Annotated in this window: 24 protein-coding genes; 18 read left to right on the plus strand and 6 right to left on the minus strand. The window is 44.0% G+C overall.

The genetic code is table 11. The features are described from left to right. Together E5329_RS17210 and E5329_RS17215 are read right to left on the minus strand one after the other, a co-directional pair. A partial coding sequence (locus E5329_RS17210; RefSeq protein ID WP_135990679.1) for a response regulator occupies positions 1-250 on the minus strand: 250 nt, incomplete at its 3' end. Between the two features lie 102 nt (positions 251-352). Then, positions 353-694, minus strand: coding sequence for a TnpV protein (locus E5329_RS17215; RefSeq protein WP_135990680.1), 342 nt, complete (start codon positions 692-694; stop codon positions 353-355). A 482-nt stretch (positions 695-1,176) separates the two neighbouring features. Here E5329_RS17215 and E5329_RS17220 point away from each other — a divergent pair, with 482 nt between their 5' ends. The 18 genes from E5329_RS17220 to E5329_RS29865 all read left to right on the plus strand — a co-directional run bounded on the left by E5329_RS17220 (position 1,177) and on the right by E5329_RS29865 (position 14,107). Next, positions 1,177-1,410, plus strand: coding sequence for a hypothetical protein (locus E5329_RS17220; RefSeq protein ID WP_135990681.1), 234 nt, complete (start codon positions 1,177-1,179; stop codon positions 1,408-1,410). Positions 1,411-1,644: 234 nt separating this feature from the next. Continuing rightward, on the plus strand, positions 1,645-1,989 hold the full coding sequence (gene ylxM, locus E5329_RS17225) for a YlxM family DNA-binding protein (protein WP_135990682.1): 345 nt from the start codon (positions 1,645-1,647) through the stop codon (positions 1,987-1,989). Position 1,990: 1 nt separating this feature from the next. Next, a complete protein-coding gene (gene ffh, locus E5329_RS17230) occupies positions 1,991-3,346 on the plus strand; it encodes a signal recognition particle protein (RefSeq protein WP_135990683.1) in 1,356 nt (451 codons plus the stop codon). Between the two features lie 83 nt (positions 3,347-3,429). Then, positions 3,430-3,672: a 30S ribosomal protein S16 gene (rpsP, locus tag E5329_RS17235; RefSeq protein ID WP_135990684.1), complete on the plus strand. Its 243-nt coding sequence runs from the start codon at positions 3,430-3,432 to the stop codon at positions 3,670-3,672. An 18-nt stretch (positions 3,673-3,690) separates the two neighbouring features. After that, on the plus strand, positions 3,691-3,921 hold the full coding sequence (locus tag E5329_RS17240; RefSeq protein WP_135990685.1) for a KH domain-containing protein: 231 nt from the start codon (positions 3,691-3,693) through the stop codon (positions 3,919-3,921). 113 nt (positions 3,922-4,034) lie between these two features. Next, complete coding sequence (gene rimM / locus E5329_RS17245) at positions 4,035-4,583, plus strand: ribosome maturation factor RimM (protein WP_135990686.1); 549 nt, start codon at positions 4,035-4,037, stop codon at positions 4,581-4,583. Between the two features lie 8 nt (positions 4,584-4,591). Next, positions 4,592-5,338 (plus strand): tRNA (guanosine(37)-N1)-methyltransferase TrmD, encoded by a 747-nt coding sequence (gene trmD, locus E5329_RS17250; protein ID WP_135990725.1) that lies wholly within the window; start codon positions 4,592-4,594, stop codon positions 5,336-5,338. Positions 5,339-5,470: 132 nt separating this feature from the next. Further along, on the plus strand, positions 5,471-5,824 hold the full coding sequence (rplS, locus tag E5329_RS17255; RefSeq protein ID WP_135990687.1) for a 50S ribosomal protein L19: 354 nt from the start codon (positions 5,471-5,473) through the stop codon (positions 5,822-5,824). A gap of 238 nt (positions 5,825-6,062) precedes the next feature. Next, complete coding sequence (gene lepB, locus E5329_RS17260; RefSeq protein ID WP_135990688.1) at positions 6,063-6,644, plus strand: signal peptidase I; 582 nt, start codon at positions 6,063-6,065, stop codon at positions 6,642-6,644. Positions 6,645-6,701: 57 nt separating this feature from the next. Beyond that, on the plus strand, positions 6,702-7,553 hold the full coding sequence (ylqF, locus tag E5329_RS17265) for a ribosome biogenesis GTPase YlqF (RefSeq protein WP_135990689.1): 852 nt from the start codon (positions 6,702-6,704) through the stop codon (positions 7,551-7,553). A gap of 248 nt (positions 7,554-7,801) precedes the next feature. Then, positions 7,802-8,329: a signal peptidase I gene (gene lepB / locus E5329_RS17270; RefSeq protein ID WP_408634662.1), complete on the plus strand. Its 528-nt coding sequence runs from the start codon at positions 7,802-7,804 to the stop codon at positions 8,327-8,329. Between the two features lie 38 nt (positions 8,330-8,367). Beyond that, positions 8,368-9,093, plus strand: coding sequence for a ribonuclease HII (locus E5329_RS17275; RefSeq protein ID WP_135990726.1), 726 nt, complete (start codon positions 8,368-8,370; stop codon positions 9,091-9,093). Between the two features lie 29 nt (positions 9,094-9,122). After that, on the plus strand, positions 9,123-11,060 hold the full coding sequence (locus tag E5329_RS17280) for a hypothetical protein (protein ID WP_135990691.1): 1,938 nt from the start codon (positions 9,123-9,125) through the stop codon (positions 11,058-11,060). Between the two features lie 70 nt (positions 11,061-11,130). Continuing rightward, on the plus strand, positions 11,131-11,415 hold the full coding sequence (locus E5329_RS17285) for an EscU/YscU/HrcU family type III secretion system export apparatus switch protein (RefSeq protein WP_135990727.1): 285 nt from the start codon (positions 11,131-11,133) through the stop codon (positions 11,413-11,415). 40 nt (positions 11,416-11,455) lie between these two features. Further along, complete coding sequence (locus tag E5329_RS17290) at positions 11,456-11,824, plus strand: YraN family protein (RefSeq protein ID WP_135990692.1); 369 nt, start codon at positions 11,456-11,458, stop codon at positions 11,822-11,824. 93 nt (positions 11,825-11,917) lie between these two features. Next, on the plus strand, positions 11,918-12,778 hold the full coding sequence (gene pgeF, locus E5329_RS17295; RefSeq protein WP_275443404.1) for a peptidoglycan editing factor PgeF: 861 nt from the start codon (positions 11,918-11,920) through the stop codon (positions 12,776-12,778). Between the two features lie 24 nt (positions 12,779-12,802). After that, the gene (locus E5329_RS17300; protein ID WP_135990694.1) at positions 12,803-13,840 is read left to right on the plus strand and encodes a M42 family metallopeptidase; all 1,038 of its coding nucleotides are present in this window, start codon (positions 12,803-12,805) and stop codon (positions 13,838-13,840) included. A 21-nt stretch (positions 13,841-13,861) separates the two neighbouring features. Continuing rightward, complete coding sequence (locus E5329_RS29865) at positions 13,862-14,107, plus strand: hypothetical protein (RefSeq protein ID WP_168356665.1); 246 nt, start codon at positions 13,862-13,864, stop codon at positions 14,105-14,107. A gap of 2 nt (positions 14,108-14,109) precedes the next feature. On the opposite strand, the gene E5329_RS17305 is transcribed toward E5329_RS29865, so the two are convergent. From E5329_RS17305 to E5329_RS17320, 4 genes are all read right to left on the minus strand, one after another. Next, entirely contained in the window at positions 14,110-14,754 is a 645-nt protein-coding gene (locus E5329_RS17305) for an ABC-2 transporter permease (RefSeq protein WP_135990695.1), read from the minus strand. Continuing rightward, the gene (locus tag E5329_RS17310; protein WP_135990696.1) at positions 14,751-15,614 is read right to left on the minus strand and encodes an ABC transporter ATP-binding protein; all 864 of its coding nucleotides are present in this window, start codon (positions 15,612-15,614) and stop codon (positions 14,751-14,753) included. The genes E5329_RS17305 and E5329_RS17310 overlap by 4 nt, the downstream gene beginning before the upstream one ends. Next, complete coding sequence (locus E5329_RS17315) at positions 15,615-15,992, minus strand: GntR family transcriptional regulator (RefSeq protein ID WP_135990697.1); 378 nt, start codon at positions 15,990-15,992, stop codon at positions 15,615-15,617. Positions 15,993-16,354: 362 nt separating this feature from the next. Next, positions 16,355-16,573, minus strand: a complete 219-nt coding sequence (locus E5329_RS17320) for a PDDEXK family nuclease (protein ID WP_135990698.1) — start codon at positions 16,571-16,573, stop codon at positions 16,355-16,357. Positions 16,574-16,621 lie beyond the last annotated feature (48 nt).

Here is a 16,621-nt window from a genome sequence, read left to right on the forward strand (position 1 = left end):
TAATTCCCCCATGAATGGGGGCTAGGGGGCTGAAGTGTCGAAGACACTTTTTTATCTCACTGCATAAATCAAAACCATTTCCATCTGGCAGATTTACATCAAGCACAGCAAGCCCATATTTTTCTTCTGTAAAAAACCTCATCGCTGCTCCTTTTGACAAAGCGCTGTCCACATCATAACCTGACATGGACAGGTTGTAACACAATGTGCTATTCAAAAGTTTGTCATCTTCAACAACAAGTATCCGCATAAAACCACTCCTTGTTTTTAGTCATTCTATCACCCAAATGTCGCAGAAACCTCACAAAACATAATTTTTTAATATCCCACGCTCTGTATATAGTATAGCTGTTTAAACAAACCATATCAATAAATTACATATGAACTTTATCCATTCTAAGGCATTTTCCTCCTTTGGCTGTTTAACGCCCTGTGCCTCTTTCATGCTCTCTATGAGCTTTTCAGAGCGTTCCTGTGCCTGTCTGTCAATGTCGGCAAGGCAATCATTGAGTTTGCCGCTTGTGAGAAGATTGCCGTATGTAACCTTACGGCAATGTTTCAGATATTCCAAGTGCTTTTGTCCCCAGATGCCTATTGGCTGTTTTTCTTCGGCAAGTAATCTTAAATCTTGGATAATATACCCATTTTCTTCGTGATATGCACCGCCTAACTGTTCAAATAATGATTTTGCCATTTTCTATTTCCACCACATAAGATATTCACTCCACATATTTGTGTCTGCTGTCTTAAACACAATGTTTGAGTTTTGTCCTTATCTGGTTTCATACTTAATCCAGATTGGAATACTCATTGTTGCCCTTGCTAATTTGATTTATCAGATTTACAAGGGAAAAAAGAAATAGCCGCCACTACTGCCAATAGTGACGGCTTACCTCATATGAGGTTTTAGCTTATTCATTTAAGGGGTAGAGCCGCTTCTATGGCTTTCCCTTTTTTGTCTATAATATAGCATATCCGGCAGCAGAGCACAAGAACAAAACGCACGTTTCTTCTGTTATTCCATTTTCCTATCAGGTGATTCCATGAACCATTACCCAATACACGCAACACAAGCCCCTATTTTGGATTGCAACGGCATAGACGGTAGTTTTATTGGAGTTATGCAGTAAAAGCTCAATATGCGGCAGATAGAGGGGGTATAAAGGCAAAATATAAATGTCATTGATTATCAGGCGTATTTTCCTTGATAAATTCCTTTATAGTTTGATTTACAATATAGCTTATGCTTCGCAGCAGATTGATTTATTTATGGGTTATGTAAAGAATAGCGAGCGGCACAACAAGGAAGAAGAAAACCATACAGAAAAAATTGAAAATTTTTGTCTGCACATGGTTAGGCATACTTATACAAGCCTTGCCTATTCTGCCGGGGCTGATGTAAAATCGTGAGCCAGAACCTTGGACACGCTTCTGCATTCGTGACACTGGACACATATACGCATCTGACAGAGGATAAAAAGAAAGAGCAGGAAGCAGTGGCACAGCCGGTCAGAATATCATAATTGCTGTGACAATTCTGTGACAAATTTGAGAAGAAAGACGGAGAAACACAAACAATAGTTTGTCAAGAAATAATACTTGACGCCGTCTTTTTTTTATAGTATGATACCCAAGGTGATAAAAATGGAAAGAAAATTGATGCAGACGTATCTGTATGATTTTTATGGCGAGCTGCTCACGGATCACCAAAGAGAGGTTTATGAAGATTTTGTGCTGAATGATTTATCCCTCAGTGAGATTGCCCAGGAAGAGGGGATCAGCCGTCAGGGTGTTCATGATCTGGTGAAGCGCTGTGACAGGATATTAGGTGAATATGAAGAGAAGCTGCATCTTCTGGAACGCTTTTTAAGCACGAAGGAAAAGGTAACCCGTATTCAGTCGCTTAGCCGGAATTATCAGGAACAGAAGGAAGCGGTGGTGATGGCTGAGATTGAAGCTATTTCCAATGAGATATTAGAGGAGTTATAAGATGGCATTTGACAGCTTATCAGAGAAATTACAGAACGTATTCAAATCTTTGCGCAGCAAGGGACTGCTGACGGAAGAGGATGTGAAGACAGCGCTGAAGGAAGTAAAGCTTGCGTTGTTGGAAGCGGATGTCAACTTTAAAGTGGTAAAACAGTTTGTAAAATCTGTGCAGGAGCGGGCAGTTGGACAGGATGTGATGAACGGTCTGAATCCAGGGCAGATGGTGATTAAGATTGTAAATGAAGAACTGGTTGCTTTAATGGGCGCTGAGACAACAGAGATTGCCCTAAGACCCGGCAGTGAGATTACGGTGATTATGATGGCAGGGCTGCAGGGAGCCGGTAAGACTACCACTACCGCTAAGATTGCAGGGAAGCTGAAGCAAAAGGGCAGGAAACCTTTGCTGGCCGCCTGTGATATTTATCGTCCTGCGGCAATTCAGCAGCTGCAGATTAATGGCGAGAAGCAGGGAGTGGAAGTGTTTTCCATGGGAGACGGCCATAAGCCGGCCAATATTGCCAGAGCTGCTATAGAACATGCCAAGGCAAAAGGATTTAATACAGTAATACTGGATACAGCCGGACGTCTTCATGTGGATGAAGAGATGATGCAGGAGCTGCAGGAAATCAAAGAGCAGGTGGAAGTGCATCAGACGATTCTGGTGGTAGACGCCATGACGGGACAGGACGCCGTGAATGTGGCGGTTACCTTTAATGACAAGATAGGCGTTGACGGCGTAATACTTACCAAGCTGGACGGCGATACCAGAGGCGGAGCAGCATTATCGATCCGGGCAGTAACCGGGAAGCCTCTGTTATATGTAGGTATGGGAGAGAAGCTATCCGATCTGGAGCAGTTTTATCCAGACCGTATGGCCAACCGGATTCTTGGAATGGGAGATGTCCTGACCTTGATTGAGAAGGCTCAGGAGACCATTGACGAAGAGAAGGCAAGAGAACTGGAACAGAAGATGAAGAAGGCGGAATTTGGCTTTGATGATTATCTGGAATCCATGAGCCAGATGAAGAAGATGGGCGGAATTTCCAGTCTGCTCAGTATGATGCCTGGAATCGGAGGTTCCCAGATTGCCGAGATTGAGAACGCCATGGATGAAAAGAAGATGGCGCGGATTGAAGGAATTATTTATTCCATGACCCCTAAGGAGAGAGCCAATCCCTCTATCCTGAATCCCAGCAGAAAGCGCAGGATTGCCAAAGGCGCCGGCGTGGACATCAGTGAGGTAAACAGGCTGGTGAAGCAGTTTGAACAGAGTCGGAAGATGATGAAGCAGATGCCGGGGCTGATGGGCGGCAAAGGGAAGCGCCGGGGCGGATTTAAGCTGCCTTTTGGTTTTTAGAGTGTTTTGAAACAGTCAGTAACAGGACCGTATGTCCTGATTACAAAATAAATACAAAGATATCAATCAGGAGGTGATATGCGATGGTAAAGATCAGATTAAAGAGAATGGGCCAGAAGAAAGCTCCTTTCTATAGAATCGTTGTAGCTGATTCCAGATCTCCGAGAGACGGCAAGTTTATCGAGGAAATCGGAACTTATGATCCAACTAAAGATCCAAGTGAATTTCATGTAAATGAAGAATTAGCTAAAAAATGGTTATCAAATGGTGCGCAGCCTACAGAAATGGTAGGTAAGATCTTTAAAGCAGCCGGTATCGAAAAATAATCTTCGTGAGGTGACGTAATGAAAGAATTAGTAGAAGTAATTGCGAGAGCGCTTGTGGATTATCCGGAAGAAGTTGCAGTTACAGAGACTGAGAACGACAAATCCATTGTGATAGAGTTACGTGTTGCCCAGGCAGATATGGGAAAGGTAATCGGAAAGCAGGGGCGGATTGCTAAGGCAATTCGTTCCGTTGTAAAAGCAGCAGCGGCTAAGAGTGATAAAAAAGTAGTTGTGGATATCATGCAGTAAGATAGGAAGCAGCTTCAGGCAGGAGAATCGCAGTGAGTTCTGGCTCATTGCGATTTTTCTGCCTGAGAAAGAGAAGCTGTCTGGGTTTTTGATATTTTGAGAAAGGAATATTTATGGAAGATTTGTTTCAGGTGGGCATAATTACAACCACCCACGGAGTGCGGGGAGAGGTGAAGGTATTTCCCACAACCGACGATCCTGCACGGTTTAAAAAGCTGAAAAGAGTATTGCTGGACACAGGAAAAGAAAAGCTTGCGCTGGAAATCTGCCAGGTAAAGTTTTTTAAAAACCTGGTAATTCTGAAGTTCCGGGGCATTGATAATATAAATGACGTTGAAAAATATAAGGGAAAAAGTCTTCTGATATCTAGGGAACAGGCTGTAACATGCGAAGAAGGGGAATATTTCATTGCTGATTTGATTGGCCTAAAGGTGACAACAGAGGAGGGACAGTTTCTGGGAGAAGTCAAAGATGTGCTGCAGACGGGCGCAAATGATGTGTATGTCATTCAGGTAGACGGGGATTCTCCTTATGCATCCAGGGTATCGGATAAGAAGAAAGAACTCTTGCTGCCGGCCATTCAGGAGTGTATTCTGCAAATTGATTTGGAACAGAGAAGGATGCAGGTGCATTTGATGGCGGGATTGCTGGAAGAAGGTTAGGAATGAGTATGAATTTTTATATTTTAACATTGTTTCCGGAAATGGTTGCAAGAGGGCTGAATACCAGTATTATCGGCCGGGCGGCAGAAGCAGGGTTTCTGCGTATAGAGACGGTAAATATCCGTGACTATTCGACAAATAAGCACCAGAAGGTAGATGATTACCCCTATGGCGGAGGAGCGGGAATGCTGATGCAGGCTCAGCCGGTGTATGACGCCTGGCAGTCTGTGGTGGAGCGGATTGGGAAAAAACCCCGCTGTGTCTATGTGACGCCCCAGGGGAAAACCTTTACCCAGCAGGACGCCAAAACTTTTGCTAAAGAGGAGGAACTGATTCTCTTGTGCGGTCATTATGAAGGCATTGACGAACGGGTACTGGAAGAAATTGTGACGGATTATATGTCAATTGGGGATTATGTGCTGACCGGAGGGGAGCTGCCGGCCATGGTGATGGTGGACGCCATCTCCCGGATGGTGCCGGGAGTGCTGGGCAATGAGGAGTCCGGTTCGTCGGAATCTTTTGAAGGAAATCTGCTGGAGTATCCTCAGTATTCCAGGCCGGAGGAATGGAACGGCAGGAAGGTTCCGCCGATTCTTTTGTCCGGCCATCACAAAAATATAGAACAGTGGCGCAGACAGCAGGCCATTCTTCTGACGAAAAGGAGAAGGCCGGATTTGCTGGAGAAGGCAGAACTGACAGAGGAAGAGAGGAAGTGGCTGGAAGAGACGGAGCAGGGGGAAAAGCAGCGCAGATGAAGCGGCCACAGGGCAGCAAAAATTCCTTGCATTTCCCTTATGACTGTGATATAATACAAATCTGTGAGAAGAAAATGATGGTCCTCTGTTACAAAGTGTATTAAGAACATCTAAATAATCAGGAGGTCACAAATGAACGCAACAGATATTATCAAGAGCATTGAACAGGAACAGTTAAAGGCAGAAGTAGACGAATTCCGTGTTGGCGATACCGTGAAAGTATATGGTAAGATCAAAGAAGGAAACCGTGAGAGAATTCAGGTTTTTGAAGGAATTGTATTAAAGAGACAGGGCGGAAGCAACAGAGAGACTTTTACCGTAAGGAAGTTCTCCAACGGCATCGGCGTAGAGAAGACATGGCCGCTGCATTCTCCGAATGTGGAGAAGATTGAGGTTGTTCGCCGCGGTAAAGTAAGACGTGCGAAGCTGAATTACCTGAGAGGACGCGTAGGTAAGAGAGCGAAGGTAAAAGAACTGGTTAAATAATTCAGGCAAAAGCGAATACCTGCGGGAGATATACGCGAGCGCATACTTATTTGTCAAATAATTTCTGTTTTTCTTGAAATAGCGGGAATCGGCTGGCAAATCATTTGGCTCACGGGTATAACCCCGGGGCTGATTTTGCAGGAAGGAAGCAAGGGACAAATACGATGGTAGTTGTCCCTTGCTTTCTATGCACCCAGTAAGGAATTGTCGGCTTTTGGCGCAGCGAACAGAGGGAACTATGAGAAGAACATCGGGATTGAATTTTAATCGGAAAAAGAAGAAAATAAATACCGGACTGGTGCAGGAAGTGATTGTCTGGATCGGGGAGATTCTTTTAACCATCGCATTGGCAATGCTTTTTGTGCTGTCTGTGGGATTTCGTGTTTCCGTGGTGGGGCCTTCCATGTCGCCTACCTTAGAAAACGGGGAAAAGATTCTGGTAAACCGTGTAGGCTGTAAGCTGTTCGGTCCCGGCCGGAATGATCTGATTGTATTTTTGCCCAACGGAAATGAGAAATCCCATTATTATATCAAGCGCGTTATTGGACTTCCGGGAGATCGGATTCAGATTAAGGACGGAATTGTCTATATCAACGGTGAACCTTTTGAGGAAAAAGTAGAAGTTTCTGCAATTGAGAATCCGCTGCTGGCGGAGGAGGAAATTGTAGTAGAGGAAGATGAATATTTCGTATTGGGAGACAACCGCAATAACAGCGAAGACAGCCGGTACGCCAGTATCGGCAATGTGAAGAAAGAATATATTGTAGGGAAGGCATGGTGTATTGTATATCCCTGGAATCGGTTCGGGTTGTTGAAATAAAGGAAGAGCCCAAGGGCGCGTTTTTATGTCCGAAGGGCAGAATAAGAAGGAGAAAACATGAATTTTCAGTGGTATCCCGGGCATATGACGAAAGCCAGACGTCAGATGCAGGAAGATATGAAATTAATAGATTTGGTAATTGAACTGGTAGACGCCAGAATTCCCTTAAGCAGCCGTAATCCTGATATTGATGAGCTGGGAAGGCAGAAAGCCAGGCTGATTCTGATGAATAAGGCGGATCTTGCCAGTGAAAAGCAGACGAAACGCTGGTCTGATTTTTTTCAAAATAAAGGATATTATGTAGTCAGATTAGATGCCAGAGCGAGGGCAGGCATGAAAGACGTCAATGATGTGATTATGGAGGCCTGCCGGGAAAAAATGGAGAGGGACAGAAAACGGGGCATTAAGAACCGCCCGGTGCGCGCCATGGTGGTTGGGATTCCCAATGTGGGAAAGTCTACGTTTATCAATACCTTTGCCGGCAAAGCCTGCACCAAAACCGGCAATAAGCCGGGAGTAACCAAGGGAAAGCAGTGGATACGCCTGAACAAAAATGTGGAGCTTTTGGATACGCCTGGAATCTTATGGCCCAGATTTGAAGATCAGCGCGTAGGTCTGCATTTGGCATTGATTGGCTCTATGAAGGATGAAATACTGAACATTGACGAGCTTTCTCTGGAATTGATTAAGATTTTGAAGGAAAATTATCCCGGGATTCTGGAAGAGCGTTATGGCGCAGCGGAAACGGCTGAGCCGCCGGAAATTTTAATGCAGATTGCTGAGAACAGAAACTGCGTGAAAAAGGGAAATGAACTGGATTACAGCAAGGCGGCGTCCCTGACGCTGGATGAATTTCGCAGCGGACGTTTGGGGAAAATAACTCTTGAATTTCCCAAGGAGCCGCAGTAAAATAAAAAGTGCCCAGGCAGTTTTGTTCAGCGGCCAGGCAAAGGCGGAATCGAAGCTTGAAAGGAGCCAAAATCAGGGAAAAACGTTGGGAAAGTCTGAATGCTGCAGGTGGCGGATAAGCAAAATACTATTAATTTTAGCAGATGGCGGGAAGAGAAATTATAGATATGAGTAAAAGGGAAGATGGCGATAAGATGGAAGAAAAGCAGGAGGCCAGGAAGGGCTCTTCAGAGGGAAAATCGGGCGTTATGAAAGAAACAATCAGCTTTATCCTGTATATAGCGATCGTGTTTTTGGCTACTTATCTGGTGATTCACTATGTAGGACAGCGAACCCAGGTAAGCGGAACCTCTATGGAATATACCCTCAGTGATGGGGATAATCTGATTGTGGATAAGATTAGCTACCGGTTTCATGCGCCGGAGCGTTTTGATATCATTGTATTTCCGTTTCAGTATGAAGAGGATACCTACTATATTAAGAGGATTATCGGGCTTCCGGGAGAAACCGTGCAGATTGACGAAGCAGGCAATATTTACATTGACGGCGAAGTGTTAGAGGAATCTTACGGCAGAGAGGTTATGCTGGATCAGGGACAGGCGGCAGAGCCGATAGAGCTGGGGGAAGATGAATATTTTGTGCTGGGAGATAACCGGAATGCAAGCTCAGACAGCAGAGATCCCAGGGTTGGCGTGGTGCATGGAAAAGATATTATCGGCAGAGCCTGGCTTCGGATATATCCTTTTGACAGCATAGGCTTTATCAAGCATCAATAGAGGAGAACAAGGTGGAAGAACGAAAGAAAATCAGTCTGATGAAAGAAGAATTACAGGCGGCAGAGGAGACGATGCTGCCTTCTTTTATATCTAAATATGAGAAAGATGAGAGAGCAGGCGCCAGAAAATTGGTGCAGCAGGCGAAAAAACAGTTAGAAGCTCTGGCTCAAGAGAAACAGCGGATTGAGAAATTAAAAGAATACGAAAGAAAATATGAAAGCGCAGGTTATGTGTGCGGAATAGATGAGGCAGGGAGGGGGCCGCTGGCAGGGCCGGTGGTTGCAGGAGCCGTGATATTGCCGAAAGACTGCAATATTTTGTACATTAATGATTCCAAGAAGCTCAGCCAGAAGAAGAGAGAGGAATTGTATGATGTGATTATGGCTCAGGCATTGGCAGTAGGAGTGGGAATGGCTGGTCCCGGGAGAATTGATCAAATTAATATTTTACAGGCAACTTATGAGGCCATGGGTCAGGCTATTCAAAATCTGTCCCTAACGCCCGATATATTATTAAATGATGCGGTGACGATTCCTAATGTGGATATCCCGCAGGTTCCCATTATCAAGGGGGATGCAAAAAGTATTTCCATCGGCGCAGCAAGTATCATTGCAAAAGTTACCAGAGACAGGCTGATGATGGAATATGATAAGATTATGCCGGAATATGGATTTGCCAGAAACAAAGGATATGGCACAAAGGAGCATATGGAGGCGATACGGATATATGGCCCGTCGCCGATACACCGGAATTCTTTTCTGTAGAACCGGCAGGGAAGGAAGGCAGTGATAGAATGTCATTAGGAGGCGTGTTACAATATCAGACCAATACGGCGTCAAATACACAGACTCTGGGAAACGTGAAAGAAACGATAGGGGCAAGGCCAGTGGCCCAGGCCCAGGAGCTGATGCCGGGAAAAGTTTTTGAAGGAATGGTGACAGAGATAAAGAACGGCCAGGTAACTCTGGGATTAAGCGACGGAAGAACCATATCGGCCAGAATGGAAGCCGGGGTGAACCTGGAAAAAGGTCAGCCCATGCTGTTTGAAGTCAAAGCAAATACGGGAGAGCAGATTTCCATTCGTCCGGTTACTTTGGAAAGCGCGCAGAATCCAACGCTGATGAAAGCATTGGAGGCGGCAGGGTTAAAGGTTACGCCGCGGAATCTGTCTATGGTCAATGAGATGATGATGGAGCAGCTTCCCATTGATAAGGGAAGTCTAATGCAGATGGCTCGGGCAGCGGCGAATTTTCCTGAGGCGAATATGCAGACGCTGGTGCAGATGCAGAAGCTGGGAATTGTGATTACAGAGAATTCTTTAAATCAGTTTCAGAATTATCAGAACGGCCAGCAGGCAATTTTGCCTCAGATGCAGGAGCTTATGGATGGGATTGCAGACCTTCCCCAGCAATTATTTGGAAAAGAGGGGATCGGCCCCGGCCCAGCGTTTTCTGAAAATTTCAATCTGGGAGATTCATCTGCAGCGGCAGGTGCGCAGAATCAGGAAACAGGACAGATACTGGGACTGCAGCGGCAGATACTGAGTATCCTTTTGGGCGGGCAGGAGGCTGGAGCGATTCAGAATGGAGAAGCCCTGAATCAAAAAGGCGTTGAACCAGTAAATCCAAATGGAGCCCAGGCGATTTCAAATGGGGAACCATCTGGACAGCTCCTGCAGGAGCAGCCTGTGCAGAATGGAGAGGTCTCAAATCAAAGCGGAGCTCAGATTCTGCAGGATGGAGCGCAGCTTGCTCAGGCAGTTCAAAACGGGGAACCATCTGCCCAGGAAATTCCAAACCAGGCGATACAGAAGGAAGGGAATACTGGACAGGGCCAGGCGGTGTCCAATCAGGCGCAGCAGAGTCCAGAAGCCATTTCCGGCAGCGGTCAGGAATCGCTTAATCCCATGGATCAGATTTTGGACAAAGGGCAGCAGGAAAACCTGGCAAATATCCTTAAGGGATTTCCTGGTGCTGCGGGAAATGAACAGCTTTTGCCCCAGGGGCAGCTGAATGCCAGCCTATCTGCTCAAGAGATGCTGCAGCAGATCATGCAGTTCTTGGACAGCAGCGGGAATCTGAACGGAAATGATGTAAAGAAGCTGTTTTCCTCTAAGGAATTTAAGGGACTGATGAAACAGGCAATGACGGAGCAGTGGATGCTGACACCGGAGCAATTAAAGGAGGAAGGGGCAGTAAAGGAGCTGTATCAGCGTTTGACCAGGCAGATGACAGAATTGCAGCAGGCTCTGTCTCAGGTTGGAAAAGAAGGAACAGCCCTTGCCAAAACAGCCCAGTCAGTGCAGAGTAATCTGGATTTTATGAACCAGCTGAACCAGGTCTGCTCTTATGTGCAGCTCCCTTTGAAATTAAAGCAGCAGAATGCCCACAGTGATTTGTATGTGTATACCAATAAGAAGAGCCTTAGAGAGAAAGAAGGCGATCTTTCCGCGCTGCTGCATTTGGATCTGGAGCATTTGGGTTCTACAGATATTTATGTGAAAATGCATGGCTCATCCGTACAGACAGATTTTTATCTGGCGGATGAATTGTCTTTTCGTTTGATTGGGAATTTTACCGATCAATTGGTGGAACGCCTGAGAGAGAAAGGCTATAGCTGTGAAGTGAAGGTGGAGAACCGGAAGCCTCAGAAGAATTCTGTTCAGGATTTTCTGGATCAGGAAAAGCCGGCAGGAAAGCTCCACCGGTATTCCTTTGATGTGAAAGCATAAAAGTGACACAGGGGGCGTGAAGAAATCTATGGCAGAGACAAGATATAAGAATACAAATGAGCCGGTAACTATGGAAACCCCACTGGGGCGGAGACAGAAAACGGCTGTGGCTATCGCATATAACCCAGGAGAGAATGCGCCAAAAATTATTGCCACCGGAAAGGGGCATCTGGCAGAGAAGATCATTGAAAAGGCAAAGGAAGAGAATATCCCCTTTTACCGGGATGATAAGCTGGCTAAGACTCTTTCCAAGCTGGAAATCGGGGATATGATACCGCCGGAGCTGTATGAGGTGGTGGCGGAAATCCTGGTATTTGTGGACGATATGGAACGGATGAGAGAAAAGCTGAAATAAAAACAGCAATGCAGGAACAGGATTGTAAAGGAGCGTCAGATTGGCGAAAGCAGGTAATCAGAACCGCAGCAGAGGCATGGATTGGGAGCGGCAGGCGGCGGAATTTCTGGAAAATAAGGGATATCAGATTTTGCACAGGAATTTCTGCAGCCGTTACGGAGAAATTGATTTGGTGGCCAGACAGGGCCGATATCTGGTATTTCTGGAAGTAAAATACCGCAAAGATGAAAAGGGCGGCCATCCCCTGGAAGCAGTGGACAGGAGAAAGCAGCGGCGCATCTGCAAAACCGCAGTATACTATTGCCTGCGTTATGGGTATGGGGAAGATACGCCCTGCCGGTTTGATGTGATTGGGATTTTAGGAACAGAAATCATGCATGTAGAGCATGCTTTTGCATTTCTGGAGTAAGGTCGGTCTGCAGGGAACAGTCAGAGTATGGAATAGTTAATTGAGGGGGAAAGAAATCAGTGAGAGCGGAAAGGAGCAAATATGGAGGATTCCATGATAGCGTTTCAAACAGAGGATGGAAGGGAGCCGATGCCGGTGCTGGGGCAGGCGAAGGCAGAAGGAAGGACATTTCCGTATCTGTATTATCCCATTTTGGAGAATACGGGCATCGTGAAGCATTGCTTTACTACCAGAATGGGCGGGGTGAGCCAGGGATATTTGGAGAGTCTGAACCTGAGTTTTGCCAGAGGGGATGATGAAGAGGCTGTGAAAGAAAATTTCCGCAGAGTATCCCTTGCCCTTGGGACGGAGTATGATAAGTTTGTCTTTACCGATCAGACCCATACCGCCAATGTGAAGCGGGTAGGCAAGGAAGATGCCGGAAAAGGGCTTACTGGGAAAAGAGATTATTTCAATATAGATGGATTGATCACCGATGAACCGGGGCTGATATTATCTGCTTTTTATGCGGATTGCGTTCCTCTTTATTTTGTAGACCCCAGACATCGGGCCATAGGGCTGTCCCATTCTGGATGGCGGGGAACAGCAGGGCGCATAGGAAGAGAGACGATGCTTGCCATGAAACGGGAATTTCAGACAGAGCCGGAGGATGTGCTCTGCGCCATTGGACCTTCCATCTGCCAGAGCTGTTATGAAATCAGCCAGGATGTGGCAGCAGAATTTCAAAGGGAATTTTCATACTATGAGGATAAGATTTTGCAGGACAAGGGCAATGGAAAATATCAGCTTGACCTATGGCGTGCCAATGAGATTGTCCTAATGGAAGCCGGAGTGAAACAGGAACATCTGGCTGTGACAAATTTATGCACCTGCTGCAATCCCAAACTGCTGTTTTCCCATCGTGCCAGCCATGGAAAACGGGGAAATCTGGGAGCGTTTTTGTGTTTAAATTAATTTAATAGATGAGGAGAAATAGCGATGGATCAGATCATGGAATATATCTTAGAACAAACGAAAAATTTATTGGCAATTGACAGTCCCACCGGATACACAAAGGAAGCGTCGGATTATCTGATGCAAGAATATCAGTCTCTGGGCTATGAGCCGGTGAAAACAGTAAAAGGAGGAGTGCTGGTGGATTTAGGCGGGGCCAAAGAAGACAATGCTCTTTTGCTAGAGGCCCATCTGGACACCCTGGGAGCCATGGTACGGGAGATTAAGGAAAACGGAAGGCTGAAGGCGTCGCCGCTGGGAGGTTTAAATCCCAACAATGCGGAGGCGGAAAACTGCAGGGTGATTACCAGGCAAAACGGAACATACGAGGGCACGTTCCAGTTGGAAAATGCATCCATCCATGTCAACGATAATTATGACGATATCAAACGCAGCTTTGACGCCATGGAAGTGGTGCTGGATGAAAAAGTAAATTCTAAAGATGATGCGAAAAAGCTTGGGATTATGGTGGGAGACATTATAGCCTTTGAGCCGAGAACAGTGATTACGAAGCGGGGATATATTAAGAGCCGTTTTTTGGATGATAAGCTCAGTGTGGGAATTTTCCTTGGATTTGCAAAATATCTGAAAGAGGAAAACATACTCCTGAAGCGGAAAATTTACCAGCATGCCACAGTATTTGAGGAGGTAGGCCATGGAGCCTGCGGTACTGTGCCCCAGGGCGTAACAGAGATTCTTTCTGTGGATATGGGGTGCGTGGGAGAAGGACTGGACTGTACAGAGCATCAGGCGTCCATCTGCGCCAAGGATAGTGTAGGGCCTTACCACTATCAGGTAGTCACGGATCTTGTGAAAGCTGCAAAGGAGCGTGGGATTGATTTTGCAGTGGATATTTATCCCCATTACGGCTCCGATGCGGATGCTGCATTGAAAGCTGGATATGACTGCCGGCACGGGCTGATTGGTCCTGGGGTGTATGCTTCCCATGGATATGAGAGGGCTCATGTGGACGGGGTAAAGGCGACGCTGGAATTGCTGAAGGCTTATTTGCTGCAGCCGTAATAAAACTCCCAGCAGGAATTGGTGAAATATCCATTCCTGCCAGGAAAAATACAACGAAATGGAGATACACCGAAACATTGCAGAAAAAAGCTGTGGGGGCTTGTGTGCCAGTGGCGGCCGGTGATTGAGTATTTTGAGAAAGATGTATGGGAGGTTTTAAAGCGTTATAAGGTGAACCCCATCCCTGTTACTGAGGAGAATGCCACATCTATATTTTTTATCATAGATGTGGCAATACAAATGGTTGTGCTATCTGATTTTCCCTAAAATCAAATATGTTTTTTCTTGAAAAAAGTTCTTGAAAGAATATATGACAATATACATATCGATATATCCAATATAAATCCAATAACAATGCAGAATTCAAAGTTGTCAACTACAAACCACATTATCGAATTGTTAGTTAATCTAGACCAAAATCCTAATACTAAAAGTATTGCCAATAGTACTATCATAACAGCGAATCCTGCATTGACTCCTAAAGAATAAGTTGACGGTAAGATAAAAGCCAAAAATAGGAGCATAATAGCAAAAGAAGCAAAAGCTATGAAAAGATAAAATCCGTATTTGTATTTTGGAAAGCAAAAGTAAGAAATTGTATTTACCAAAATAGCGATTAATAATCCAGTAAGCGATAAAATTCCTGCCAAGAGATACCTGCTTTTTACAATTTTTGTTTTAGTAATTGGTAATGATATTGCATATTTATTCCATTTCCATTCTTCATCACATGTGGTTAGTGAAATTATCATAGATGTAATTTCAAGAGGAAGAGGAAGGAAACTTATATAAATGGAGCCGGCGCTTTCTAGAACAATCATGAGTGCGATTATAATGGCAAGATCTATAATTACTCTTGTAATGCCATATTTTTTCTTGAGTGTTAAAAAATCTTTGGTCAGTAATCCTTTCATTGTAATTCCCCCTTTACATAAAATAGCATGATTTCTTCGAGGGTTGCAGGTTCGATAATTGCTTCTGGGTACTTTCGTGTGGCGCTTTTTCTGTCTTTAACGAGAACTTTATACTGATAATCTTCTTTACGGTAGGCAATAATTTCTGATTTGTCAAGTGTATCAAATATAGACGTTCCACAACTAATGATACCATAATTATCGATAAGTTCATCTTTCATGTGACTAAAAACTATTTTCCCTTTGTGAAGAAAAGTGATATAGTCTGCAATTTTTTCTAAATCACTTGTAATGTGGGATGATACTAATACAGAGTGATTTTCATCTTGGACAAAATCAATTAAAATATCAAGGATATCATCACGCACAATTGGATCAAGACCGCTAGTAGCTTCATCCAGAATTAAAAATTCGGCTCTGTGAGAAAGCGCAACGGAAAAAGCTAATTTTACTTTCATCCCCTTAGAAAAATCTTTTATATTCTTATTTTCAGGCAATTCAAATTGCCTTAAGTATTTATTATAAGTAGACCATTCCCAATTAGAATAAATTCCGGACATATATTTACCAATTTCTTTTGGAGTAAAAATATCCGGGAAATGATTTTCATCAAATACAATGCCAATCTTATCTTTAATCTCAGTCTCAGCAGCGATGTGATCTTTTCCGAATATTAAAATCTTACCATCAGTTTTTTCGATTTCATTAAGAATACAATTAATGGTTGTGGATTTTCCTGCTCCGTTTTCTCCGATTAATCCCATTATTACACCTCGAGGGATTTTAAGATTCAAATTGTTCAGGCTAAAATCTTTGAAGTTTTTTGATAAATTTTGGATTTCTAAAGTATTATTTGCCATTTATTCATCCTCCTGATATAAAAGTGTGAGCAAATCAACTAATCTCTCAAAGGTTATTCCGCTGATGTGAGCAATCTCTATTGCTTTGAGAAAATATTCCTCAATTCTTTTTTGCTGTTCTTCAAGGTAAAAATCCTGGTTTTGTACAGATACATAACACCCTTTCCCTGCAGTAGTCTCAATGAAACCATCATCTTGTAATGTTGAATAGGCTTTTTGAACGGTTAAAACGCTAATATGCAATGATTTTGCTAAAGAACGTACAGAAGGTATTGCTTCTCCTGCTTGCAATTCCCCGCTCATAATAGCTGTTTTTATTTGGTTTGCAATCTGTTCATAGAGAGGGTGGCTTGATTTATTACTTACTATTATTTCCAAATGAATCACCACCGTTCTGTACTATATTTGTGTGTATTATATAAACAATAACAGTATAGCACTGTACATTACACATGTCAATGAAAAACTGACATTATGAGATTAATGATTTATTTGACATAATATCAGTGGTATAAAAATTTGCGGGAAATACATGTATAGGAACCATTTTACGTTTCTTGAAGGCCTGGGTTAGGAGCATTATCAAAAAAACTGATAAATAGTGGCTTTAATGATTTGGCCACTATTTATCAGTTTTGCGGGTTGACTATTGAAGGCGTCATGTACCGAACGGTACACATGGCGCCGTGAGAAGACGGGAGCATTAACTCCCGTCTTCTTGATCATTTTATCGTAAACAATTATAATTCCAACTGCTTAAAATCAATATATAAATCTTCATAAATCATCGTCTTAATTTGGTCCTGAAAGGTATAGGCCGTTGTCTCAAACTGTTCCTCATCCAGATAGTACACATAAACAGACTGCGCCATGGGATTGACAATCCAGTATTCCCGGACATCTTCCGGTAAATTATAGTAGTCAGATTCCATGTAAAGCTGAGATTGTGGGAGAGTCATAATAGCACTTCCTTCTGCAGCAGGATGGTATTCTGTGTGTACTGTTTG

The sequence above is a fragment of the Petralouisia muris genome, from assembly GCF_004793545.1.
Classification (GTDB): domain Bacteria; phylum Bacillota; class Clostridia; order Lachnospirales; family Lachnospiraceae; genus Petralouisia; species Petralouisia muris.